This window comes from Klugiella xanthotipulae (genome assembly GCF_006716695.1).
Lineage (GTDB): Bacteria > Actinomycetota > Actinomycetes > Actinomycetales > Microbacteriaceae > Klugiella > Klugiella xanthotipulae.
In genome coordinates this window covers 869,666-892,247 of record NZ_VFPN01000001.1, presented here as the reverse complement: position 1 = coordinate 892,247, position 22,582 = coordinate 869,666, and the positions used below count along the sequence as shown (strand labels likewise).

Sequence of the window (22,582 nt, the reverse complement as noted above, 5' to 3'; positions counted from 1 at the left end):
GGTGGGGTGGGGTGATCTCGTCACGAGATGGAGGCATGCTGGCCCTGCTCCTCCAGCGGGCGGATCGGCTATAAACTCGACCGTCGGGGTGTCGAGCGCCTTCTCTCGATAACGACCCTTACCGTTACATACGTTATTCACAACACTCCCCATAGCGTTCATGGTGCACGGTCGTTCCCTAAAACTCCGATGCGCCCAAAATACTGGCCTTCAGTGTTAAAGAGAACAATAACCGCAATTGATCCCGTAAAGTCTGAAAAAAGTATCCATGATTGGTTTCCTTTCCCATCGTTCGGGAGAGGGAGGCGTCATCATGTCCCGGTTGTACTCGATCGAGTTCCGTGAGGACGCTGGGGTGGAGATGTTCTTCCACTCTGTTTGGTTTGGCCTGGGTTTAGTTCCGACTATTTTGTTCATCACTCGACGGTTGTCACGAGTGACTGCGCCTCAGCATAGTACGCCGTCTCAACCTCGACCGGGGTTCGCCTGCCTAGCTCGCCGTGGAGGCGCTCATTGTTCCACCACCACACATACTCCAGGGTGGCGAGTTCGACTTCCTCAACTGTTTTCCAGGGGCCACGCATGCGGATGAGTTCTGCTTTGTAGAGCGCGTTCACTGACTCGGCCAGGGCATTATCGTAGCTGTCACCTACGGTCCCCGTTGAAGGAATCGCCCCCAGTTCTCTGACGCGGTTGGAGTAGACCATCGACATGTAGTTCGATCCGTGGTCGCTGTGATGCACGGCCCCGTCGAGCGTTCCACCTGATTGCCAGGCCGCCATCTCAAGCGCCTGCAGCGGCAGTATCTCAGCTTTCAGTGTTGAGGCAACGTTCCAGCCAACGATCTTACGATCAAAGACATCAATAATGAACGCGGTGTATGCGAACCCAGCCCACGTAGCAACGTAAGTGATGTCACACACCAACAACTTCATTGGCCCGTCGGCCACGAACTGGCGTTCGACGAGATCACCCGGCAGCTGATCCCTGACGTCACTCGTTGTTGTGAAGGCTCTCTTCGAACGACGTACCCCACGCACTCCGGCGATTTTCATCAGACGCTCGGTTTGGTCGCGTCCGATGACCCACCCTGCTCTGGTGAGGAGGGCGTGCATCTTGCGGCGCCCGTAGACGCTGTAGTGCTGTTTGTGGAGTTGACGGATCTCGGTGACGAGAATCTCGTCGCGTAGTTTCCTGACCGACGGGAGTCTGTGTTTCGCTGCCCGATATCCTCGGGACGTCAGAAACCCACGAATTGCCGAGCCCAGCACACAGCACAGGAACTCAACCCCGAAACGATCACGATAGGTATCGATGAATTGGATCATTTCGTTCGTGGCGGGTCGAGTTCCTTGGCGAAAAATATGCTCGCAGCTCGCAAGACTTCGTTTGCTTTCTTGAGTTCAGCGACTTCGCGGCGCAGTCGCCGGTTCTCCTCGTTCATATCAGTGGTCACGCCGGGTTTTTGGCCAGTATCGATCAGCGTTTGACGATGCCAGATACGCAGCGTGTCTGGTGAGACACCGAGGAGCTTGCCGACCTGGTTGCTGGCTGCGTTGAGGCTCGTATGCTCGGGGAGCGCTTCGGTGAGCATACGCAGCGCGCGTTCACGGAATTCTGGTTCATATTTGTTTGCCATGGTGTTCCTATCCTTGTTGAAAGTACGGAACTAAACCCAGGCCAAACCAGTTCCAGGTGCGTTTCAGGGACTACGCAACACGAGCGCACAATCACTGCAGGTGCGTCCGTGATCTTCAACGATTCGTGGTAGATCCCGATTTAACTACTGCACCGCCGGTGCCCACCCACTGCAGTCTCGTATTTATCTGATTTCGGCCTGGAGGACGTGCTTATTGTCAAGTAACACAACCAGTATCTAAGGGATCTACACCTCTAATGCCTATGAGTTACGTCACACGAAACAGTGCCCCCCCTGTGTCAGTGGAGGCTAAAAACCGTCGGGTTAAACAGCATTCAATAAAGATGCGTCGGTTTATTGCCACCCTGGTTACGATTCTCCTCGCGGTTATGGGAGGGCTTTCCAGCACCGAAACCGCGACCGCTGAGTCGGCTGCGGGAACTGGATATGTTACGGCTATGCCGTGGGACGTGATTCCCTCTTCCACAACATCGGCCCAGGTGGCGCTGCCGGGCAACCTGGCCGGGCTGGGTAACAGCATGACTTACACGTCCCGCGACGATGGTGTCGTGAGCATTAAGTCTGGGTTGGGGGGTGCGGGTGTGGAGATGTTAATGAACCAAAATTCTCCGAACCTCAATAGGTTGTGTCTGGGAACGGCACCCCCAACCGGGAAAACGGTCTCCTGCGGTACGGGTACGGCAACCATCACGTTTGCGCATCCCATCGCAAATCCGAGAGTGGGATTCGGCTCCGGCAGCTGGGAGTCGGGTGCAGCCACGACAGCCTGCAGTGCGACGTGGGCAGATATTGAGATTTCAGCGGTCAATGGTCAGCCCGCGGATGCCACGAAGTTGCAGTTGATCGCGTCGGATGCAGATTCGACCTGGTCCGGCACCAAGGCGACCCGAAACCCGGCCCTTGACACGACGATGTGCGGCCTCAATCCACAAACGGTAGCCAACAAGGTTGTGGTTAGTGGCATGGTGTCGAGCGTGACCTTCGTCTATACGATGATGGCCCGGATGACCCGGCAGGTCAGTCCTGCGGTTACCCCGACAGTTTCGTGGGGTGGCGGTGTTCTCACCTCGGTAGGTGTTCCGTCTGCGGATCTGCAGGTGGTGAAGTCTGCTCCGGCTCTGGTGGATTCGGGCGGGACGATTAACTGGTCGGTGGCTGTATCTAATGCGGGTCCTGCTGATTCGCATGGTTTCACGATTCGGGATGTTGTCCCGGCGAATGTGACAAATCCGGTGCTTGTGTCCGCACCGGCGGGGTGCACGTTGGTGGTAAAAAACTTAGTGTGTTCGGCGGCCCCTTCGGGATACACAGTTGCGACGAATTCGACGGTATCAACCGTTGCAGACGCTACTCCGAGTGCGGGGACGGATAAGACCGCATGGGTGAAGAGTGTTCTCGATGCCGGTCAAGCGTTCACCAATATTCGGTTGTCGGGGACGGCACCGGTGACGGGGGGTGCTGTTGTGACGAATACGGCGACGGTTGCTGGTGTCGATTCTGACCCGGTTGTGTCAAACAACACGTCTACCGTGACGACGACGACGCGTGCGCCGGTGTGGTCGATATCGAAGACGGCGACGGTGGGTGGAGTTGTCCCGGCGGAGGGGGCAGTGAAGCCGGGCGACGTTATCACCTACACGGTGACGGCATCTGCTTCGAGTGGTGTTGTAACCGGTGTGGTATTGACTGATGACCTGTCGAAGGTGCTGAATAACGCCACGTTTGTGCCGGGCTCTGCACGGTTGACGGTGGCTGGTGGGGCACCGGTTTCTCTTGCTGATCCGGTGGGTGCCACACCGAAACTGGTGACGCCATCGTTGACGTTGACAGCCCCGCAGACAGCGGTGTTGACCTATCAGGTCACTGTTGGTTCTACGGCGTGGTCTTCGGCTGTGACGAATGTTGTGACGGGGACGGGTGCCGTGCCTCCGACGACGTGTGCTGCCGGTGTGACACCTGTTGCTGCGGTGTGTACAACGACAACAAAGACCGCTGGACGGATTCTGATCCAGAAGTTGGGTAGTGACGGAAATGATGGCCGGGTCGCGATGGGTGGCTCGCAGTTCCAGGTACTCACCGATAGTGCGGGTATCCCCGGGTCACCGGTGGCGGGGTCGACGGTGACACCGGTTGTCGGGCAGACGGGTTTGTTCGAGTTCACGGGTGTGCGGGCTGGTACGTACTGGTTGCAGGAGACTGCTGCTCCCGCCGGGCATTCGTTGTTGGCACAGCCGGTCGCGTTCACTCTCTCATCGACCGGTGTCCTCCAGGTCGTCACAGCAGCGGCGAACCCGCAGGTGACGGTGAGCGGGTCAACGATCACGGTTGTTGATGCGCCGGCATTAGCGCTTCCCCTGGCTGGGAGCGGGCCGAGCGTACCGTACACGGTTATCGGTCTTCTCGCACTGGTGTGTGTTGCCTCGTTGGTCGCGATAACGCGGTTCCGCGTTCGTCGCCGGATGTGATCGTCTTACCGGTTACCCCCTCATAGCTTCCTGTGGTTCACAGGATCATTCAATCACGTTAGATCAGATTTAAGGAGTATCGTGTCTTCAATACCAATCAAGCGACGTATGTTGCAGCTTGGGTCGACGGTAGCGGTGGGTGCGGTTCTCGTGCTCGGCGCAGGGTCGCTGGCCTTCGCCGACCCGTCCGGGTCTCTTGTTAACCCCGACCCACAGGCGGTGGGGTCGATCACAATCCACAAGTTCGAACAGTTGAACGCGACGACGAACCTCACCGCGGACGGCACCGAGTTGCCTGCCGGTGATACCAGCGGTCTCACGGCAATGCCGGGTGTGACGTTCTCGGTGAAGCGGATTGACCCGTCAACGTATAACCTGGCGACGAACGCGGGGTGGACGGCGTTAACGGGTCTTACCGCGGATGCGGCGGCGACGGCTCCCTCCGATAATGCATCGAGTGTGATCACCGACTCGAACGGTATTGCGACGGCGGGTAACCTGCCGCTGGGTGTGTACCTCGTCACCGAGACGGGGTATCCGGCGGATGCGGTACCGGCTAAGCCGTTCCTGGTGACCGTTCCGATCACAAACCCGAGCACGCTTAACTCGTGGCTGTATAACGTTCACGTGTACCCGAAGAATGTGGTGACCAAGGCGGGAACAAAGACTGTTGAGGATTATCAGCAGTACGCGGTCGGTGACTCTGTGGACTGGACGATCCTGGGAAACATTCCGGTCGTAGACCCGATTGACGGGTACAAGATTGTGGACCCGCTTGACGCGCGTCTTGACTACACGGGCGCAACAGTTTCGCTGACGAACCCGGACACCGCTCTGACCGTGGGCACTGACTACACCATTGGCGTTGCTCCCAGCACCCCCGTGCTGACGAATGATGTCACTATTCAGTTCACCCCGGCCGGGCTGGCTAAGCTTGTCGCTGCGAAGGCTGCGAACGCCGATGCGCAGGTCAAGGTTGTTATCAACACCACGATTAACGAGATCGGTGAGATCTCGAACACCGCGATTGTTTACCCGAACCTGCCCAGCTTCACCATTCTTCCGGGGGAGCCGGGCGGCCCGACGACGACCAACCCTGCGGAAACCAAGTACGGCAACGTGACTCTGAAGAAGGTCAGCGCGGCGAACACCGCGACGGCGCTGGCGGGTGCGGAGTTCCGGGTATTCGCCACAGAGGCGGACGCACAGGCACAGACCAACCCCATCGTGGTCACGAAGGGTGGCGCCTCTACCAGCACCTGGACGACCTCTTCCGACGGTACGGTTACCATCTCGGGTCTGCACAATTCGGATTGGTATAACGGCGCGGTAGTTCCCCAGACGGACAGCCACTACCAGTACTACTGGATTGTGGAGACGAAGGCTCCGGCCAACTACGAGCTCCTCGCCAAGCCGTATCGGGTGGAAGTTCTCAGCGACGATACCGTCATCGACTACACGATTGAGAACTCGCCTGCTCACGGTGGATTCCAGCTTCCGTTCACAGGTTCGGTGCTGAGCGCGAGCCTTTTCTACGGGAGTGGCGCTGTGATCATGCTGGGTGTTGTTCTCCTGGTGATCCGCAGCCGTCGTCGGGTGTCTGTCGAAGCCTAAGAACGTGCTGCTGTCCCGCCGATTCAGGCGGTGACCGCATCCATAACGTGGTGGAAGTCGGGGGTGTCCTCGGCTTCCACCACGTCGTTAGTGAGGGGAAAACAATCATGAGGCGCACGGGTGTAGCGCGGGGTCGGCGGCAGCAGGTGATGCTGATGGTTGCTGCGGTTGTTGGTGTCAGTGTGATGCTGTATCCCGCGGCAGCCTCCTGGTTCACTGCCAGCGCCCAAAGCGGTGTCCTTGCTGCGTATGCCACGCAGGTTCAGGGCGTGCCGGGGGAGCAGAAGTCTGCGCTTCTGGCTGCTGCGGAGGATTACAACCGGGCCCTCCCTATTGGGGACCTCCGTGACCCATACACCACCGCCCAACCGGCGACGGGCACAGCGGCGGCGGCGGATTACCTGCGCCAGCTGCGTGTTCCCGATACGGACACGATCGCGCAACTGGATATTCCTTCTCTCGGTATCGACCTTCCCATTTACCACGACACGAGCGCGGAAGCCCTTGATCGTGGTGTCGGCCACTTTCTTGGTTCCTCCCTGCCGGTTGGCGGGCCGGGAACGCACAGCGTGCTCACCGCACACTCCGGTATGCCGGAGGCATTAATGTTCACGAACCTCGCGAAGGCTCGCCTCGGCGACACTTTCAGCATTACGGCAGTGGGGAGAACCATTTATTACCGTGTCGATCAGATCCTCGTGGTGAAACCTGAAGACCTGTCAGCGTTGAGAATTGTGCCGGGCGAAGATTACGTCACTCTCGTTACCTGCACACCGATTAATGTGAACTCGCACCGTCTCCTCGTGCGTGGGGTGCGGATCGACGCCCCGACGGGTGCCGCCGCAGAAAATCTCTCCACCAGTACCGCCGCCTCTTTCCCTTGGTGGATACTCATTTTTGTGGGGGTGCTCACGATTATCGCGGTCACCATTTTTGCGCCGAACCGGTGGTGGCAACGGTCGGCGGGTGGACGCCGACGAGAACAATCACCGGAACCGTCCACGGATGATGAGGCCGCCAGGCCCCCTCCGGCCCAGGGCTGACTCGTCCCGGGATGAGCACGGTCCGGGATGAGCACGGTCCGGTAGTTCTGGTGTGGTGGTCTACCCTAGGGAGCGGAGGAAACACATGATTTTACGTAAGACCGTTGCATCAGTTCTACTCGTTGGGGCGCTCGCGCTCACACCGGTGCTCACCGGGTGTGCTCAGGAATCGGGTGCGGCCGAAAACACAGCGGTCGCGCTGCCCGAGGACTTCCCCGTCGATGTTCCCCTCGCCGACGGCACGATCGTCACGGCTGAGCCCTTTGCCAGCGTGGGCTGGGCGGCTACCGTCATTGTTGACAGCGCGGATGCCCAGCAGGATGCCCTCGATAAGCTCACGGATGCCGGGTTTAAGAATATCGGTACCAATGAGGACGACCCCAAGAGTCGCACTTACAACTACAGCGACGGCGATATGAGCGTCACGGTGCTGCTCTCCCAGGAGGGCGACAACTTCCTGGTGGACTACACCATGGCCGCCATCCCCGAGAAGTAGCAGCACACCCGTGACCGAGGATGCCGCCGCGGAGTTGGCGCGTGACGGTGCGCAGTCACCGAGCGATACTGCCGCGCCCGAACGCCGGGGTGGCCTGTGGACTTCCCTGAGCGTCCTTGCCGGCTACCTGCTCGCGATTGCGCTTGCAAGCATCGCCTACGTGTGTGTGATTTTTTCGTTCTATCTCCCCGCAGCGCCCTTTACGTTTGCTGTGGCCTGCCAGGTAGCCCTTCCCGTTGCGGTCGTGGTGGGTATCCCCCTCACCCTGGCCCTTGATCGCCGCGGCCTGTCCCGGCGGCGGCAGCTCATCTGGTCGGCCCCGGTCGGCATAGTGATCGCTGTGCTGGGAATGGTCCTCCAATTCGCGCTGCCTGCCGCCCTCGGGCTGCCCTACCTCTACCTGGTCGTGGGGGTGGTCTGTGCGGTCGCGGGTCGCCGCTGCGCGTACTTCTGTGCCGAGCATCATCGCTGGCTGGTGGCGCTGCTCACCGTGCTGGGCGCTGTCGCTCTCCTCTGGTCGATGGCGCTGTGGCGTTGGTTCTAGGCACACTCGTTCCCGCAGCTGCGGGGGCCGATACCGTCCGGTGAGGCACCTGCTAACCCTTCTTGGCGTCCTGCCGCGGGAAAACGATCTTCTGGATGATGATAATCACCGATGCCGCGATGGGGATTGCCACGAGCGCCCCGAGCACGCCGCCGATCGCACCACCGGCCACGGCCGCGATGACCACAACCGCCCCGGGCACCGCAACGGCACGGTTCATGATTCTCGGGCTCAGCACGTATGCCTCGACCTGCATGTAAATGATGTAGTAGATCGCCGCGACGAGCGCCGTCAGCGGCGATGCAAACAGGCAGACCAGGCTGATAATCACGGCACCGGACAGTGTGCCTACGAGCGGGATAATCGACGCGATAAAGGCGATCACGGCCAGTAGCACCGGCAGCGGGGCCCCGATAATCGTGAGGAAAATAAAGCTGAGAACACCGTTGATCAGCGCGAGACTCACTTGACCCACCACGTAGCGGCCCACGGCCTGCGTGATCTCCTCGCTCACCTCGGCGAAGTCTGTGCGCTTGTCGGCGGCGACGAAGCGATACGTGACCTGCTTCATGGAGCGCAGCGAGGCAAGAAAATACAGCATCAGGATGAGCACAATCACCACGCCGGTAAACCCGCCGGCCACCCCGGCCCCCACGGCCAACAGGCCGCCGCCAATCGACAGCAGGTTATTGGGGTCGCCCACAAAGTCTTCGAGGTTCTTGAGGGCCGCGTCGATATCGACGACACCGCCCAGGCGGTCCTGGACATCCTGCAACCACTTGTTGTTCACGATGTCGTTCACCATGTCGGGCACGCTCGCGATGAGCTTGCTGGTCTGGTCCACGATGATGGGGATGACGGCAAAGAGCAGGCCTGCAAACACGAGTACCACGGCCAGCACCACGGTGCCGATGGCCAGCCCGCGGGGCATCTTCTGCTCCAGCCACGAGACGAGCGGGTCGAGCCCGAGGGCGAGGAAAAGGGCAACCCCGATGTACACCAACACGGTGCTCAGCTGGCTAATCATGCCGCCAATCACGAGCGAGGCGAGTACGCCCAGCCCGCCGACGAGGCCGATCCGGAATGCGTTGATCGACACTCCCCGTGGCAGGCCCCCGTGGTCGGTGGCAATCGCGATATCAGCCTCCGCTTCCGGCGGCCGTTCGGCGGTCACCGCCGCGCGGGGTGTCGCGGCGCGGGAGGCGGGCCTGCGGATGTTTCGTCTGGTTCTCATGGGTGACTCCGGATTCTCTGGCTGCACGGGATGCTGACCGGATGAGCGGCCTCATCCTCTGACCCTAGCGAACCTCCGCCATCGAGAGAAGAGGCTACCGGGAGCGGCGCGTGACCGGCCGCCCACCGTCTAGCTGCGGGTGCGCTTGGCATCCGTGAGGCGGATGATGGTGCCCGCCGCGAAGATGATCGAGAACAGCATCAGCACACCGATCGACAGCCACCAGACACCCGCGTTGTGGTCCCAGAGCCAGTCGTCTTTGGTGGAGGGAACCAGTGCGCGTATGTCGATTCCCGCGGCGGCGGCCCCGTAGCCCCAGCGGGCGGGCATCAGGAAGGAGATCTGATCAAGCACCGCGCGGCCCGTGACGGGGATGATGCCGCCGTGCATGACCAGCTGTGACATCACCACGACGATGAGTACGGGCATCACCTGCTCGCTCGATTTGACGAGCGACGAGATCAGCAGGCCCAGCACCATGGTGGTGGAGGAAGCGAGGCCCAGCGCCACAAACATTTCGAGCGAACCGTTGGGCAGTACGAGTGAATTCTCGGGGGGGTTCTTACCGATCAGGACGATCACCAGCATGATGCCGGTCGAGAGCCAGGCAAGCGCCCCGAGGATGAAGACTTTGGCACACACGTACGCTGAGACGGAGAGCCCCACGGCTCTCTCGCGCTGGAAGATGTCGCGCTCGCCGATCAGGTCGCGTACCGAAATGGATGCCCCCATGAAGGTTGCCCCGATGATGAGGAGGGCGAGGACCTTGGTAGGCTCCGTGACCGTTTCGAGGTTGTGTGGGTCGGTTGCGGTGAAGCCGTATGATCCCGGCACGGTGAGGGCCAGTGCGCCCATCACGAAGGGGAGGGCAACGAGGAAGGAGAGGTAGCCGGGATTGGCGGTGAGCAGGCGAGTCTGACGCGTGGCCACCGTCTTAAACTGTGTCAGCCAGGTGGGGCCGGAGCGCTTGGCCCCGGGCCGGGCGCTCAGGCGGGGCCGCGGTGGCTTGGACTGCTGGGGTGGTTCCATCGAGATGCGATAGTGCGCGTAGGCCTTCTCGGGGCTCTCGGTAATCGTGGCAAAGATATCGGCCCAGTCGTCGGTACCGAAGTGGCCTTTGAGCCCGGAGACGGGGCCGCAGTAGGCGGGCATCCCACCGGTGGAGAGCACGAGTACCTGGTCGCAGAAGTTGAGGTAGGAGACAGAGTGCGTGACCACAACCACGGCCCGGTCGCCGTCGGCGAGTTCGCGCAGCATCAACATCACCTGGCGGTCGAGGGCCGGGTCGAGGCCGGATGTAGGTTCGTCAAGCACGAGGAGCGACGGTTCGGTGAGGAGCTCAAGTGCCACGGAGGCACGTTTGCGCTGGCCGCCCGAGAGCGTGTCGATACGGGTCATCTCGTGGCCGGTGAGTCCCAGCTGGGCCATCACATGGGTAACCTTCTCCACGCGAGCTGCCTCGTCGATTTCGGGGGAGAGTCGGAGCTCGGCCGCAAACGTGAGTGCGCGCGTGAGCGTGAGCTGCTGGTGCAGTACGTCCGACTGTGGCACCAGGCCAATGCGGGAGCTCACGATGGAGTAATTGTCGTGTACATCGAACTCATCGAAGAGTACCGAGCCCTGCGACGGTGAGACGAGGCCCGTGAGGACCTTGGCAAGTGTGGATTTTCCCGCACCCGAGGGGCCGATCACTGCGGTGAGGGTTCCGCGGCGCGCGGTGAGGTCGACGCCGCGCAGGAGTCGTTTGCCGCTGGGCAGACTGTAACCCAGACCGTCCACTTCCAGTCCACCGGCGGTTGGCTCGGCCTCGCGCTCTAGGACGAGCGCGCCGCGGAGCCGCACAAAGTCGTTGTGTCCCACCGTGAGCCGGTCGCCCTCGCGCATGATTCCGGAGGAGATGAGCTGGCCGTTGATGTATGTGCCGTTGAGGCTCCGGAGGTCGTCAATGGCAAAGCCCTCGGCGGTCTCCGTGAGTCGGGCGTGGTGGCGTGAGACGAGTACATCGTTGAGCTGGTGGGTGTTGTCGGCGGCGGTGCCGATTGTGAGCACGGTCGAGCCCTCGGGTGGAGTCTCCAGGGTCTTGGGGATGGCGCGGAAGCGCTGTGGCTCCTGGCCGTCGAGGGTGGTGCTTTCGATATCCTCGTCAAAGAGGTGGCCGCCCTCCCCGCCGGTCTCTTCGGACGCAGCGGGCGGTGGGCCGCCGGGAGCATCCTCGGGAGTGGTGACTGATCCTCCCCGGTGTTCAATGGGCGTGATCGTGACGCCGGGGCGGGCGGGGGTCACGGGGCTCACGGGGCTCACGTAGACCTCATCGTCGGCGGGGGGCATAAAGTGTGGGAGACCAACGAGGTCGTCGGCCTGACCGGGGGCGGGTGGTGCCGCAACCGGGGCGAGTGAGGCGGCCGCTGCCGAGGAGCCCTCGGACGGTGAGTTGAGGGGTGCCCCCGCGCTGACGAGGTTTCCCGCGGAGGCCAGGCGCGCTGCGGACTCGGCATCGGCGTGTTTGCCCGTGACGGGCTGCAACTCGGCAGCGGGAACGGGATGCGGAGTGGGCTCAATCCGTAGGCGAGTGCCCGAGATGGGGTCGCCCAGGTAGATCTCCACGCCGCTGCCCACCCACTCGGCGTCGATGCGGGTGGTTCCCACATAGCTGCCGTTGCGGCTCTCGTTGTCGCGGATAAACCAGCCATCGGAGAAGTGCAGCACCGCGTGGATACGCGACACGAGTGGGTTGGTGAGCACGAGGTCGCATTCGGGGCCGCGCCCAATGAGGACGGTGTCGACGCTGTCGAAGCGGCGTTCCTCGTCGCCGAGGAAGATGGAGATCTCCTGTGAGGGCGGGGCGGTTTTTTCGGCGGGGGAACCGGTCAGGTCAACCGTGAGAAGAGATCCGGATGTCGGATCGCCCAACCGCAACTCGGTCCCGTCCGTGAGCCAGTGGGTATCGACGGCCTTGCCCTCGACGAACGTTCCGTTGGTGCTGTTGCGGTCGGCGATGAGCCAGCCATCGGCGTAGTAGACCACCGCGTGTACTCGGGAGAGCTGCCGTTCAGGGATGACAATTTCGCACTCCGGCCCGCGGCCGATATTGACCGACTCGCCGGGTGACAAGAGTAATTCTTTGTTTCCCCATTTGAGCACTGCATCGCTCATGCTTAAGTCTCTCCGCTTGTCCTGATTATTCCCCGCGTGAGCACGGGTGTCTGGGCTACGCCGCGGATGTGGGTGTGGCCCCCGTCGGCAGGTATCTGCCCCGCGGCGTGCAGTGATCGCTCTCCCCCGGGGAACAACCGCCGCGGCACGCCGTGCGTTGAATGCTGAATCTACGTCATGCTAACACCGCATCCCGGTGACGACGAAAAGCTTCACCCTCTCAGTAGAGGGTGAAAAATTAGAGGGTGAATTAACTTCATAGTGAGGGTTAATATTCTGTTGCGGGTTGGGCAGCCAGCTCCTGCCGTGACCACCGGGCAGAGTGTGCGCCTCCGGCATCCGCGTTGTCCACCCCCTATCTGTGATGCCGTCGCGGGGTTAGCGTGTGCCCATGCGAAAGATAGTGGATGTACGGAGAAGCCGACTTCATGAACCCCCGCACGTGTCATCGAGTGAGGCCGAGCGCTACGAGGATTGGGCCTCCGAGGGAGGGGCGCTTGACCCCTCCGGTCCGCCCGAGATTGATGACGACGAGGGTACGGCCGGAGAGACAGCGGCTCAGGAGTGACCCCGAGGAGTCGGCGTCCCGGTCGCGCGGGGGTCGGACTTCTGGTGTTTAATGGGAGGGCTATGTGCTTTTTGCGCCCGGTGCTATCCGTGTGCGCGTCGTGTCGAACAACGTCCGTTCGCTGAGGTCACCTCCGGGGGGAGGGCGGTGACTGTTGGTGATGGCTAACCGCATCTCAGAAGGAATTGCTGTGTCTACACCTACTCAACTGCCGCCCGAGAAGAGCTTCCTGGGCGAGCTGGGCCCCGGTGATGCCGAGGCCCAGGGTGCCACCCCGGCTGGCCCGCCGCCATCGCGGCTTCCGCTCGCGATTGTGGCCATTGTGCTCTTCCTCCCGCTGGGTATTGTGGCGCTCATCAACTCGATCCGGGTGGGTCAGCGGCTCGCGGCTGGCGACCGGACCGGAGCCGTACAGGCTTCTCGCAACGTTAAACTGTTTGGTCTGTGGGGAGTCGTGGTGGGTGGAGTCTCCGCGGTCCTTACCGGGATCGTGGTATTCGGCGTGATTATGGCCTCGCAGGTTGTGGGCGGTGCGCTGATTGATCCCGAAGAGAACGTTGTGGATAACTCCCGTGGTGGCGCGACCGCGGCCGCGACCGTCCGGTACACGCTCTCCGCCGAGAGCAAGGCGGATTCCGGGGTGCAGGTGGTCGTCAACAACGAGACCATTGTTGATGACAAGTTCTCGGGCACCTGGGGCAAGGAGATCTCGGTGGAGCCCGGCAGCAAGATTGAATTTTGGGTCTTTGATGAGGACTCCGACAGCCAGATGTCCTGCCGCATCCTGGATGCCGATACGACCGAGGTGAGTCATGCCACCGAGACCGCCGAGGACTCCAACTCCGTGCAGTGTGTGGTGTCCGCCGGGGAATAGGGTGGGGGGATGACCACCACTGCCCCAACCGCCCACACCGGATGGCTGATAAAACTCATCGTTATCGGAGTGGTCGGCGGTTTCTTGTCGGGTCTGTTTGGTGTGGGCGGTGGCGTCGTGATCGTGCCGGCGCTCGTACTGGCCCTGGGGTTCGAGCAGCGAATGGCTGCGGGCACCTCGCTCGCCGCGATCGTGCCCACCGTCACGGTCGGCGTGATCAGTTACGCCGTCAACGGCGAGGTCAACTGGATTGCGGCCCTTCTGCTCGCGGTTGGCATGGTGGTGGGGGCGCAGCTGGGCAGCTACCTGCTGGCGCGGATCTCGCAGCGGTACCTGCAGTGGGGGTTCATCCTGTTCCAGGTGTTTGTGATCATCCAGATGTTTATGATCGTGCCCTCCCGCGACGGTGTGTTCACCATGGCCGGGTGGGGTGTTGCCGGGCTGATCGCGCTGGGGTGCGCCACGGGCATCCTGTCGGGTCTTCTCGGTGTGGGTGGCGGCATCATCGTGGTGCCCGTGCTGATCGTTTTTTTTGGCGCGAGTGACCTTGTGGCCAAGGGCACGTCGCTGCTCATGATGATTCCCGGCTCGCTCTCGGGCACGATCGGCAACCTCCGGCGCGGTAATGTCGATCTGAAAGCCGCCGCGGTTGTGGGTCTCTCCGCCTGCACCGTCACCTGGGTGGGGGCCATCGTTGCCGGCGCGCTCACACCGCTGGCCAGCAACATCCTGTTTGCCTGCTTCCTCGTGGTGGTCGTGGCCCGGATGCTCCTCCAGCGCCTCCGCGCCGACCGGGCGGCCCGCGTTCGCCCGCAGCTATAGGATTGCAGGGTGTCTATTAACCCCGAGATTCAGGGTAAGAGCTACCCGCAAACCGAGCCGTATCTGGTTGGCCGCGAGAAGGTGCGCGAGTTTTCCCGCGCCGTCCTCGCCACCAGCCCCATCAACCTCGACGTTGAGGCTGCTCGTGCGGCCGGCCACGCCGATATCGTTGCCCCGCCCACCTTCCCCATCGTCATCCAGGAGCTCACTCTTCAGCAGCTGCTGAGCGACCCGGATGCCGGGGTCGACTTTAGCCGCGTGGTGCACGGCGACCAGCGCTTCACCGCGACCCGCGCCATCGTCGCCGGTGACGAGCTGCGCGCCACCCTCACGGTCACCGCGGTCAAGCAGCTGGGTGGCCACTCGATGATCACGAGCGAGACCGTCGTGGTTGACCCGGGCGGCGACCACGTAGTCACCGCACTTTCGACGCTGGTTGTGCGAGGAGACGAGTCATGAGCATCACACACTATGACGGCCTGGCTGTGGGCGATGTTGTTGCGGAGCGCAGGGTGACGCTCACACGCGATTCCCTCGTGCGTTACGCCGGGGCATCCGGAGACTTCAACCCCATCCACTACCGTGACGATGTTGCCACATCGGTGGGCCTACCCGGCGTTCTTGCCCACGGGATGCTCACGATGGGCCTGGCCGTGCAGCCGGTCGTTGACTGGGTGGGCGACCCCGCCGCCGTGAGCGACTACCAGGTGCGCTTCACCCGGCCCGTGCCGGTGGATGCCGCCGCGGGGGCCGAGGTCTTCATTGTTGCGAAGGTGGGCCAGCTGGATGCCGAGGCTCGGGAGGCCCGGATCGACCTGACCGTTTCGTTCGATGGGGCCACCGTCCTGGGCAAGGCCCAGGTTCGGGTGAGGCTGGCATGAGGCCCCACATCAACCAGGGTGATACGGGCGAACCGTCGGCCTTTCGCGACCTGACCACCATCCGCGTGGGTGGTGAGGCCGGGCGCGTGTTTGTGGGCCGGACATCTGATGAGCTGGTCCACGTGGCCGGCCTCACCTGGCAGGGGCCGGACGAGTGGATGCTGCTGGGGGGCGGCTCCAACACGGTGGTCTCCGAGGAGGGGTTCGACGGCACCGTCATCCTTGTGCGCTCGCAGGGTATCGAGGTGCTCGACACCCCCGGCGAGCCCGCCGATGCTGTGCGCCTGCGCGTGCAGGCCGGGCACTCCTGGGACGCGGTGGTGGAGTACGCCGTATCGCACGGTCTGGCCGGTATTGAGGCACTCTCGGGTATCCCGGGCTCGGCCGGTGCCGCCCCGGTGCAAAACATTGGGGCCTACGGGCAGGAGATAGCGGAGGTGCTGCACGCGATCACCTTCCTCGACTACGAGACGGGGGCGATCACCCGGATGCCCGCCGCGGTGCTGGGTCTGGGCTATCGCACGTCGGTGATTAAGCAGGGTCGCCTGGGCATTGTGCTTTCGATTGATCTCACCCTGCGCCGCAGTGCTGATACCGATAACCCGCTGAGCGCCCCCGTGCGCTACCAGCAGCTCGCCGATGCCCTGGGGGTCAGTATCGGCGACCGCGTGCCTCTTGCAGAGCTGCGGCGCGCCGTCATCCGCCTGCGTGCGAGCAAGGGCATGGTGCTGGATGCCACCGACCCGGATTCGGTCAGTGCGGGGTCGTTCTTCACTAATCCCATCGTGACCGAGAGCGCCGCGCGCACTTTGCCCGCGGTGGCCCCGCGCTGGCCGCTCCAGCCAGAGGAGCAGGCCGTTGCGGTTACCACGTTCGAGGAGTTGGCGAGCGGTGTGCCGCTGCGCCGGGCGGAGGCTCCTGCCGAGCCCCGACTGGTCAAGCTGAGCGCGGCGTGGCTGATCGAGAACTCGGGGGTGAGCCGCGGTTTTGCCCTGCCGGGCTCGGGGGCCGCGATCTCGTCGCGGCACACCCTCGCGATCACCAACCGTGGCGGTGCCACCGGTGAGGAGGTGGCGCAACTTGCCCGTTTTGTGCAGCAGCGCGTGCAATCCGAGTTTGGCGTGGTGCTTCAGCCGGAGCCCGTGCTGGTTGACCTGGAGCTGTAAAGGAGCCGTGGCGTGATGTCGCGCCGCTGAGTGCCCCCGGTCACGAGTGGTGCGTAGGAGGAGAAGTTATGGAAATCATTATTCCGGTGGCAAAAATCATTGCAGGGTTGGTTGCCGTGGTGATCGTTTGCGTGATGGTGTCGGCCGTGATTAACACGAGAAAGCTTCGGAGCAGGGACGAGGCTCTCGCCTTGGGTGGGCTCTCGGCGACGGCCAGGATTCGGTCGTTTCGGAGAAAATTTGCGTCCGATAACCGGATTTCGCCCATCATTATCGAGCTGACGTTTACGTCCGCTGATGGACAACCGGTGTCGTCGCGGATGGAACTCGACCTGGTTAGTCCTGTCTTTGCGGGCAAATATGCGCCGGGTTCTGAGGTGATGGTCACGTATAACCCGGCGCAACCCGAACAGTTCCTCATCGCTGAGCCGGATATTGTGCGTCAGTACTGAGTTTCCCCCAGGCCCCGGGCTTGGTGGGTGTGGCGTGGTCGGGGGTGTCTGGTGGTGTGGTGCAGGTTTTTCGTACCTGGGGTGAGGTGTTTTGGTTGTGGTTGTGGTGGGTGGGTATGATCGGGGCGGTTGGCGTGTGGAGGTTGTGTGGTGTCGTTAGCGTTTGATGTGGATGTCGCGGATGCGTTGGTGCGGGCGGTGAGTGATGCGGCGGTGGAGTTGAGGGGTCAGGGGGTTCCTCGCCGGTTGGCGGTGGAGTGTGCGGCGGAGGGGTTTTCGGGGGCGTATGCGAAGTTGTTTACGACTGCGTGTGTGGTTGAGTCGGAGGATCGGGTGAGGTTGGCTCGGGTGTTGGAGGGTCTTGCTGAGGATGTGGGGGTCGCGAAGCTGAAGGCTCAGGAAGAGTTGGCTCGTCAAGAGGAGGTGGCGGCGTGGGAGGCGCGGGAGGCTGCGCGGGAGGCTGCGCGGTTGAGTGCTCCGGGGCCGTTGTCGTCTTCTCCGTGGATGCCGGTTCCGTTGTATGATCCGGAGCCGTTTGATGTGGCGGTTGCGCCGCCGTCGTTGTCGGTGATGTTTCGTCCGCGGGAGCGGGTGCGGGCTGGTGGTGGTTCGGGGGCGATGAGTTCTGCGGTGCCGGCGAGTTTGCGTGTTTTTGTGGGGCAGTCTCGGGGGAGTAATGGTGTGTTGGATACGCACCTTACTCGGGTTCGGGGTGCGTGGGCGGGGTTCACGGGGTCGTGCTCGTGGGTGCCGATTGATTCGGTGACGTTTTTGTCTGGGTTTCAGTTTTTGGTCTCGGAGAATGAGGAGGATGTGGCGTGGATTGACCAGGTCGCGGATGCTTTTGAGCGGGCTGGGGGTGGCCGGCTGAGTGATGTTGTGTTGGCTCGGGCGTCGGTGGTTCGGGCTGTGCCGGTGGGGGATGCGGAGTTGTTGGAGATTTTTGGGTCTCTGTCTGGGGAGGATCTGGGGGTGCTGCTCGCGGGTTCTCCTGAGTTGTTGTTGCGGTTGCAGGGGATTGATCCGGTAAAGATCTCTGAGTGGTGGGCTGGTCTGAACCCGGTGGGTGTGGGGGAGGAGTATTCGCGGCAGCAGGACGCGTTGTTGGAGGGGTTTCCGGATGTTTTTGGTGCGCTTGATGGGGTTCCGGCGCTTGCGCGGGTGCGGGCGAATCGGGTGAACTCGACGGTGTTATTGAAGGCGGTAGAGATTGAGCTTCGGGGGGTGGAGAGCGGTGAGTTAGCGGGTGGGGGTGACCGGGCGGATTTCTTACGTGAAGAGATCGCGTATCTGAAGCAGGTGGAATCGGGTCAGGTGCAGCTGTACTTGTATGATCGTGGGCAGTCACGGATTGTGGAGATGATTGGTACTCCGGGGCCGGATACGCAGCGTGTTGTGACGTATGTGCCGGGCACGTTTACGGGGTTGGGATCTTTTTACACGGGCGGTGTGCAACAGATTTCTAAGTATCTTGCGGATAACTTGCCGGGTACTGTGGCGTTTGTGTATAAGGACGGGTTGTTTCCGGGGGAGGGCGACACCTCGGCGTCTCCGAATATGCTTCGAGTGACCGAGGCGAATGATCCTGAGACTGCCCGGGCTGCGGGAGAGCAATTAGCTCGTTTTGGGCGGGGAATGCGTACTGATCCGCGTTTGAGCGCGGTGCATCAGATAGGGATTGGGCATAGTTGGGGTGTGGCGAACCTGACGAGTTCTGAGGTCGCGGGCACGGAGTATCGGACGGTGATTTCGTTGTCGGGTGCGGGGATGCTTCCGGAGTGGCAGCCGAGGCCGAAGACGGGGTATGTGGATCTGTCGTATTGGGATATTCTTCAGTCTGCGCAGCAGCAGGGGTATGTGTGGAAGGGGAATAATCCGCGGCGTCATCCGGGGTTTGTGAGTTTCCCGTATTACGAGGGTTCTGATGATGAGGTTCTCGAGGATAACTCGATCCCGGGGGTAGTTGATCGTCTTAAGGTGTTGATGGATAACCATAACCTCATCGCAACCGACAGCAAAGACAACAGGGAAGTGCTCGAAGATTTGGTGGAGTTGACGAAGGCATGAAGATTCGACGTGGTGCGGCGGTGATGGTGATGGTGGTCGCTCTCGTTGGTCTCCTCGGCTGCTCAGATACCGGCGATGTGGGTAATGTGGGAGAGGGTAAGGGTCAAGATATGGGATTGACGTGGCAGGAAGCGAAAGCCGATACGCAGAAAATGGAGTTAGAAATCGCGGACCTCATCCCACCAGATAAGATTGTCTCTATCGAACAGAAAGAGACCGGAATGCTGCTCTCTTGTAGTAAAACGGAACACAACTGGAATGGTGGGATCACCGTTACTGTGGTTCCAGGGGTGGAGGTCGAGCCGATTGTGAAGGATATCGAAGAGCATTATCAGGACAGCCGGTTCGACATTAAGACCCGACTCAACGTTGTGGGGAAGTATCAGGTGCAGCTGCGTTCTCCTGATACCGCGGAAATCTACATCATTACTGAGGGTTTTACTCCGGATGCGATTCGGATTGTTTCTGGTTCGGTGTGTTTCACGCTTCCTGAGGGTGTGTATCCGGGCGGTGATTTCTGAGTCCGGTCTCGTCGAGGCAGCGCACGGAGTATCGGACGGTGATTTCGTTGTCGGGTGCGGGGATGCTTCCGGAGTGGCAGCCGAGGCCGAAGACGGGGTATGTGGATCTGTCGTATTGGGATATTCTTCAGTCCGCGCAGCAGCAGGGGTATGTGTGGAAGGGGAATAATCCGCGGCGTCATCCGGGGTTTGTGAGTTTCCCGTATTACGAGGGTCCTGATGATGAGGTTCTCGAGGATAACTCGATCCCGGGGGTAGTTGATCGTCTTAAGGTGTTGACGGATAACCATAACCTCATCGCAACCGACAGCAAAGACAACAGGGAAGTGCTTAGAGATCTCCGAGAGTTGGTGAAGGCGTGAGGGTGATGCGTGTTTCTGTGGTCGTGGCGGCGGTTGTGCTGCTCGTTATCGGTGTGAGTGGTTGTTCAGGTACGGGTCGTGGGGGAAACGTGGAAGAGGGTCAAGATATGGGATTGACGTGGCAGGAAGCGAAAGCCGATACGCAGAAAATGGAGTTAGAAATCGCGGGCCTCATCCCGCCAGATAAGATTGTCTCTATCGAACAGAAAGAGACCGGAATGCTGTTCTCTTGTAGTAAAACGGAACACAACTGGAATGGTGCGACGACTATTACTGTGGTTCCGGGTACGGAGATTGAGCCGATTGTGAAGGATATCGAAGAGCACTATCTGGACAGCCGGTTCGACATTAAGACCCGACTCAACGTCATGGGGAGATACGAGGCGCAGTTGCGTTCTCCTGATACCGCGGAAATCTACATCCTCGGTGAGGATTTTGTTCCGGGTACGATTCGGATTGATTCTGGTTCGGTGTGTTTCACGCTTCCCGAGGGTGTGTATCCGGGCGGTGATTTCTGAGCGCACCGACCGGGCCGCAGGGTAGCCCGGCGACCGGCCCGGGAGGTTTCCACAACGTGAGGGGCGGTCCGACCTGGTGGTCGAACCGCCCCTCACGGCTGGTTTGTGTGGCGCTCGGGCTAGCGAAACAGCCGCTGAAGGCGCTGCGCGCCCTCACGCAGTTGGGCATCCCCGAGTGCGTAGCTGAAGCGTAGGTAGCCGCTGGGGCCAAAAGCCTCGCCGGGCACCGCAGCCACATCGGCCTGGTCCAGAATGAGGTCGGCGAGTTCCAGCGAGGTGGTGGGGGTGACGCCGTTCCACTCGCGGTTCAGCAGGCCCGTGACATCCGGGTACACGTAGAACGCGCCCTCGGGCGTGGGGGTGGACATGCCGGGAATCTTGTTCAGCTCGCTGACGATTGTCTGGCGGCGGATGTCGAAGGCTCGGCGCATATCCTCAACCGGCCCCTGGTCTCCCGTGAGGGCCGCGATGGCCGCACGCTGGGCCACATTGTTGACGTTGGAGGACAGGTGCGATTGGAGGTTCGCGGCACCCTTGATGATGTCGGCGGGGCCCACCATCCAGCCCAGCCGCCAGCCGGTCATGGCGTAGGTCTTGGCCACGCCGTTGACGAGGATGGTGCGGTCGGCCAGCGCGGGCACGGCCGCAACAATCGAGGTGGCCGTGACCTCGCCGTAGACCAGATTCTGGTAGATCTCGTCGCTGACAACCCACAGGCCGTGGGCATCCGCCCACTCGCCGATGGCGCGGGTCTGCTCGGGGGAGTACACCGCCCCCGTGGGGTTGGAGGGGGACACAAAGAGGAGCACCTTGGTCTTCTCGGTGCGGGCGGCCTCCAACTGTTCGACCGTGACGAGGTAGCCCTGGTCGGCCCCCGCAAAAACGTCTACCTGCACACCACCGGCGAGTGCGATCACCTCGGGGTAGGTCGTCCAGTAGGGCGTGGGGACGAGTACCTCGTCGCCCGGGTCGAGCAGGGTCTGGAACGCCTGGTAGACCGCCTGCTTACCGCCGTTGGTGACGATCACGCTCGACGAGGGCACCTCCAGGCCACTGTCGCGCGCGGTCTTGAAGGCGATGGCCTCCTTGAGCTCGGGCAGGCCCGCGGCCGGGGTGTAGCGGTAGTTGCGGGGATCGAGGAGGGCCTGGGCGGCCGCCTCCACGATGTGCTCGGGCGTGGCAAAATCGGGCTCGCCCGCCGCGTAGCTAATAATGGGCCGACCCTGCGCGGCGAGGGACTTGGCTTTGGCATCCACCTTGAGCGTTGCAGACTCGGCGATGTTGGCGATTTTCTGGGATAACCGGGGGAACTCACTCACGGAAACCAGCCTACGGTATCGCCCCGGTGTTCGATAGCGTCAGGCGGCACCGGGCGGGCACAAAAATGCCCGCCCCCGGAGGGACGGGCACTCGTGTGCGGGATACTAGCGGGCGGCACCCTTGAGTGAGCCGGTGGTCTGGCCGTCGGGGTCGATCACGAAGCAGCTAACCAGGCGGTCATCCATCTGAGTCCAGGTCTGCGAGGTGGGCGCGATGTAGCTCATCTCGATCACCGAGTCGTTGAAGTCAACGCCGATGAATTCCTTGAACGCGGGGCCACACTTGGCGAGGATGTCGTCCTCGAGGGTGACGAGGGGGAACGTGTCGCCCGTCAACTCAAAGTCGAAGAAGATCTCGTTGTCGTGCGGTTCGGAGCAGGGCACCACGGGAACGTCTGAGATTTCCTCCGACTCGGAGGTGCCCTCGTCGTTGAAGCAGTCGCCGACCTTGATCTGGAAGACGTCGGCCTGGCCGCCCTCCGTGACGGTGCCCTCCTCGTCGCGGGTCTCGGTGCCCGTGGTGGCTCCGGTGATGGAATCAATGACGCTACAGCCGGCTAGCGCGCCGACGGTGAGGACGGCCGTTGCGGCGGCCATCAGGATGCGTGCGGACTTGTTAATCGTGAGGCTCACGGTCGTTAACTTTCTCGTGGTGGATGGGGGAATATATGACACACAGTTCGTGTGAGAACTCCTGGCGTCTGTCGAAATAATCCTATGCGAATACTGAATTGAATCAAATTCAACGTCGAGGTGCGCTAAAATATCCCCCTGAATTTAACCGGGCAGGGGTGTGAACATGCCGTCCGGGGAATGTCGCCCC

General features: G+C 61.7%; 21 protein-coding genes. 16 read left to right on the top strand and 5 right to left on the bottom strand.

Going from position 1 to position 22,582, the window contains the following annotated elements:
• Nucleotides 1-416 precede the first annotated feature (416 nt).
• A protein-coding gene (locus tag FB466_RS04040; protein WP_141916055.1) for an IS3 family transposase occupies nucleotides 417-1,639 on the bottom strand; the annotation gives its coding sequence in 2 pieces (ribosomal slippage) (nucleotides 417-1,354 and nucleotides 1,354-1,639; 1,224 coding nt in all).
• A 344-nt stretch (nucleotides 1,640-1,983) separates the two neighbouring features.
• Between FB466_RS04040 and FB466_RS04035 the strand changes: the two genes are divergently transcribed.
• From FB466_RS04035 to FB466_RS04015, 5 genes are all read left to right on the top strand, one after another.
• Nucleotides 1,984-4,125 carry a DUF7927 domain-containing protein gene (locus FB466_RS04035; protein WP_170206016.1) on the top strand — a complete coding sequence of 714 codons (2,142 nt, stop codon included), beginning with the start codon at nucleotides 1,984-1,986 and terminating at the stop codon, nucleotides 4,123-4,125.
• A gap of 81 nt (nucleotides 4,126-4,206) precedes the next feature.
• Nucleotides 4,207-5,739, top strand: coding sequence for a SpaH/EbpB family LPXTG-anchored major pilin (locus FB466_RS04030; RefSeq protein ID WP_141916051.1), 1,533 nt, complete (start codon nucleotides 4,207-4,209; stop codon nucleotides 5,737-5,739).
• Between the two features lie 107 nt (nucleotides 5,740-5,846).
• Complete coding sequence (locus FB466_RS04025) at nucleotides 5,847-6,782, top strand: class C sortase (RefSeq protein WP_141916049.1); 936 nt, start codon at nucleotides 5,847-5,849, stop codon at nucleotides 6,780-6,782.
• Between the two features lie 85 nt (nucleotides 6,783-6,867).
• Complete coding sequence (locus tag FB466_RS04020) at nucleotides 6,868-7,278, top strand: hypothetical protein (RefSeq protein ID WP_141916047.1); 411 nt, start codon at nucleotides 6,868-6,870, stop codon at nucleotides 7,276-7,278.
• A 10-nt stretch (nucleotides 7,279-7,288) separates the two neighbouring features.
• Nucleotides 7,289-7,822 carry a hypothetical protein gene (locus tag FB466_RS04015; protein WP_141916046.1) on the top strand — a complete coding sequence of 178 codons (534 nt, stop codon included), beginning with the start codon at nucleotides 7,289-7,291 and terminating at the stop codon, nucleotides 7,820-7,822.
• A gap of 52 nt (nucleotides 7,823-7,874) precedes the next feature.
• Here the strand turns inward: FB466_RS04015 and FB466_RS04010 are convergent, their stop codons facing one another.
• Nucleotides 7,875-9,056, bottom strand: coding sequence for an AI-2E family transporter (locus tag FB466_RS04010; RefSeq protein ID WP_141916044.1), 1,182 nt, complete (start codon nucleotides 9,054-9,056; stop codon nucleotides 7,875-7,877).
• 129 nt (nucleotides 9,057-9,185) lie between these two features.
• Nucleotides 9,186-12,209, bottom strand: a complete 3,024-nt coding sequence (locus FB466_RS04005; RefSeq protein ID WP_141916043.1) for an FHA domain-containing protein — start codon at nucleotides 12,207-12,209, stop codon at nucleotides 9,186-9,188.
• 391 nt (nucleotides 12,210-12,600) lie between these two features.
• On the opposite strand from FB466_RS04005, the gene FB466_RS13410 reads away from it, so the two are divergent.
• The 11 genes from FB466_RS13410 (at nucleotide 12,601) to FB466_RS03955 (ending at nucleotide 20,440) form a co-directional block, all read left to right on the top strand.
• Nucleotides 12,601-12,777 (top strand): hypothetical protein, encoded by a 177-nt coding sequence (locus FB466_RS13410; RefSeq protein ID WP_170206015.1) that lies wholly within the window; start codon nucleotides 12,601-12,603, stop codon nucleotides 12,775-12,777.
• Between the two features lie 190 nt (nucleotides 12,778-12,967).
• Nucleotides 12,968-13,651, top strand: coding sequence for a CD225/dispanin family protein (locus tag FB466_RS04000; RefSeq protein WP_170206014.1), 684 nt, complete (start codon nucleotides 12,968-12,970; stop codon nucleotides 13,649-13,651).
• 9 nt (nucleotides 13,652-13,660) lie between these two features.
• Nucleotides 13,661-14,473, top strand: coding sequence for a sulfite exporter TauE/SafE family protein (locus FB466_RS03995; protein ID WP_141916040.1), 813 nt, complete (start codon nucleotides 13,661-13,663; stop codon nucleotides 14,471-14,473).
• Nucleotides 14,474-14,482: 9 nt separating this feature from the next.
• The gene (locus tag FB466_RS03990) at nucleotides 14,483-14,932 is read left to right on the top strand and encodes an FAS1-like dehydratase domain-containing protein (RefSeq protein ID WP_141916038.1); all 450 of its coding nucleotides are present in this window, start codon (nucleotides 14,483-14,485) and stop codon (nucleotides 14,930-14,932) included.
• Complete coding sequence (locus FB466_RS03985) at nucleotides 14,929-15,354, top strand: MaoC family dehydratase (protein ID WP_141916037.1); 426 nt, start codon at nucleotides 14,929-14,931, stop codon at nucleotides 15,352-15,354. Before FB466_RS03990 ends, FB466_RS03985 begins: the two co-directional genes overlap by 4 nt.
• On the top strand, nucleotides 15,351-16,520 hold the full coding sequence (locus FB466_RS03980) for a UDP-N-acetylmuramate dehydrogenase (protein WP_141916035.1): 1,170 nt from the start codon (nucleotides 15,351-15,353) through the stop codon (nucleotides 16,518-16,520). The genes FB466_RS03985 and FB466_RS03980 overlap by 4 nt, the downstream gene beginning before the upstream one ends.
• A 68-nt stretch (nucleotides 16,521-16,588) precedes the next feature.
• Complete coding sequence (locus FB466_RS03975) at nucleotides 16,589-16,972, top strand: DUF3592 domain-containing protein (protein ID WP_141916033.1); 384 nt, start codon at nucleotides 16,589-16,591, stop codon at nucleotides 16,970-16,972.
• A gap of 150 nt (nucleotides 16,973-17,122) precedes the next feature.
• Nucleotides 17,123-19,039, top strand: coding sequence for a hypothetical protein (locus FB466_RS03970; RefSeq protein WP_141916032.1), 1,917 nt, complete (start codon nucleotides 17,123-17,125; stop codon nucleotides 19,037-19,039).
• Nucleotides 19,036-19,560 carry a hypothetical protein gene (locus FB466_RS03965; RefSeq protein WP_141916030.1) on the top strand — a complete coding sequence of 175 codons (525 nt, stop codon included), beginning with the start codon at nucleotides 19,036-19,038 and terminating at the stop codon, nucleotides 19,558-19,560. The genes FB466_RS03970 and FB466_RS03965 overlap by 4 nt, the downstream gene beginning before the upstream one ends.
• Nucleotides 19,561-19,598: 38 nt before the next feature.
• Entirely contained in the window at nucleotides 19,599-19,922 is a 324-nt protein-coding gene (locus FB466_RS03960) for a hypothetical protein (RefSeq protein WP_141916028.1), read from the top strand.
• A gap of 2 nt (nucleotides 19,923-19,924) precedes the next feature.
• Nucleotides 19,925-20,440, top strand: a complete 516-nt coding sequence (locus FB466_RS03955) for a hypothetical protein (protein ID WP_141916027.1) — start codon at nucleotides 19,925-19,927, stop codon at nucleotides 20,438-20,440.
• A gap of 119 nt (nucleotides 20,441-20,559) precedes the next feature.
• Here FB466_RS03955 and FB466_RS03950 read toward each other — a convergent pair whose 3' ends face one another.
• Together FB466_RS03950 and FB466_RS03945 are read right to left on the bottom strand one after the other, a co-directional pair.
• Nucleotides 20,560-21,759, bottom strand: a complete 1,200-nt coding sequence (locus FB466_RS03950) for a pyridoxal phosphate-dependent aminotransferase (RefSeq protein ID WP_141916025.1) — start codon at nucleotides 21,757-21,759, stop codon at nucleotides 20,560-20,562.
• A 105-nt stretch (nucleotides 21,760-21,864) separates the two neighbouring features.
• Nucleotides 21,865-22,392 carry a hypothetical protein gene (locus FB466_RS03945; protein WP_141916024.1) on the bottom strand — a complete coding sequence of 176 codons (528 nt, stop codon included), beginning with the start codon at nucleotides 22,390-22,392 and terminating at the stop codon, nucleotides 21,865-21,867.
• Nucleotides 22,393-22,582: the final 190 nt, after the last annotated feature.

What these genes read in the sequence shown, in the direction of transcription:
- FB466_RS04035 (WP_170206016.1), top strand. Translation starts at nt 1,984, where the DNA reads ATGCGTCGGTTTATTGCCACCCTGGTTACGATTCTCCTCGCGGTTATG.
- FB466_RS04025 (WP_141916049.1), top strand. Translation starts at nt 5,847, where the DNA reads ATGAGGCGCACGGGTGTAGCGCGGGGTCGGCGGCAGCAGGTGATGCTG.
- FB466_RS04020 (WP_141916047.1), top strand. Translation starts at nt 6,868, where the DNA reads ATGATTTTACGTAAGACCGTTGCATCAGTTCTACTCGTTGGGGCGCTC.
- FB466_RS04010 (WP_141916044.1), bottom strand. Translation starts at nt 9,056, where the DNA reads ATGAGAACCAGACGAAACATCCGCAGGCCCGCCTCCCGCGCCGCGACA.
- FB466_RS04005 (WP_141916043.1), bottom strand. Translation starts at nt 12,209, where the DNA reads ATGAGCGATGCAGTGCTCAAATGGGGAAACAAAGAATTACTCTTGTCA.
- FB466_RS13410 (WP_170206015.1), top strand. Translation starts at nt 12,601, where the DNA reads ATGCGAAAGATAGTGGATGTACGGAGAAGCCGACTTCATGAACCCCCG.
- FB466_RS03995 (WP_141916040.1), top strand. Translation starts at nt 13,661, where the DNA reads ATGACCACCACTGCCCCAACCGCCCACACCGGATGGCTGATAAAACTC.
- FB466_RS03985 (WP_141916037.1), top strand. Translation starts at nt 14,929, where the DNA reads ATGAGCATCACACACTATGACGGCCTGGCTGTGGGCGATGTTGTTGCG.
- FB466_RS03980 (WP_141916035.1), top strand. Translation starts at nt 15,351, where the DNA reads ATGAGGCCCCACATCAACCAGGGTGATACGGGCGAACCGTCGGCCTTT.
- FB466_RS03975 (WP_141916033.1), top strand. Translation starts at nt 16,589, where the DNA reads ATGGAAATCATTATTCCGGTGGCAAAAATCATTGCAGGGTTGGTTGCC.
- FB466_RS03965 (WP_141916030.1), top strand. Translation starts at nt 19,036, where the DNA reads ATGAAGATTCGACGTGGTGCGGCGGTGATGGTGATGGTGGTCGCTCTC.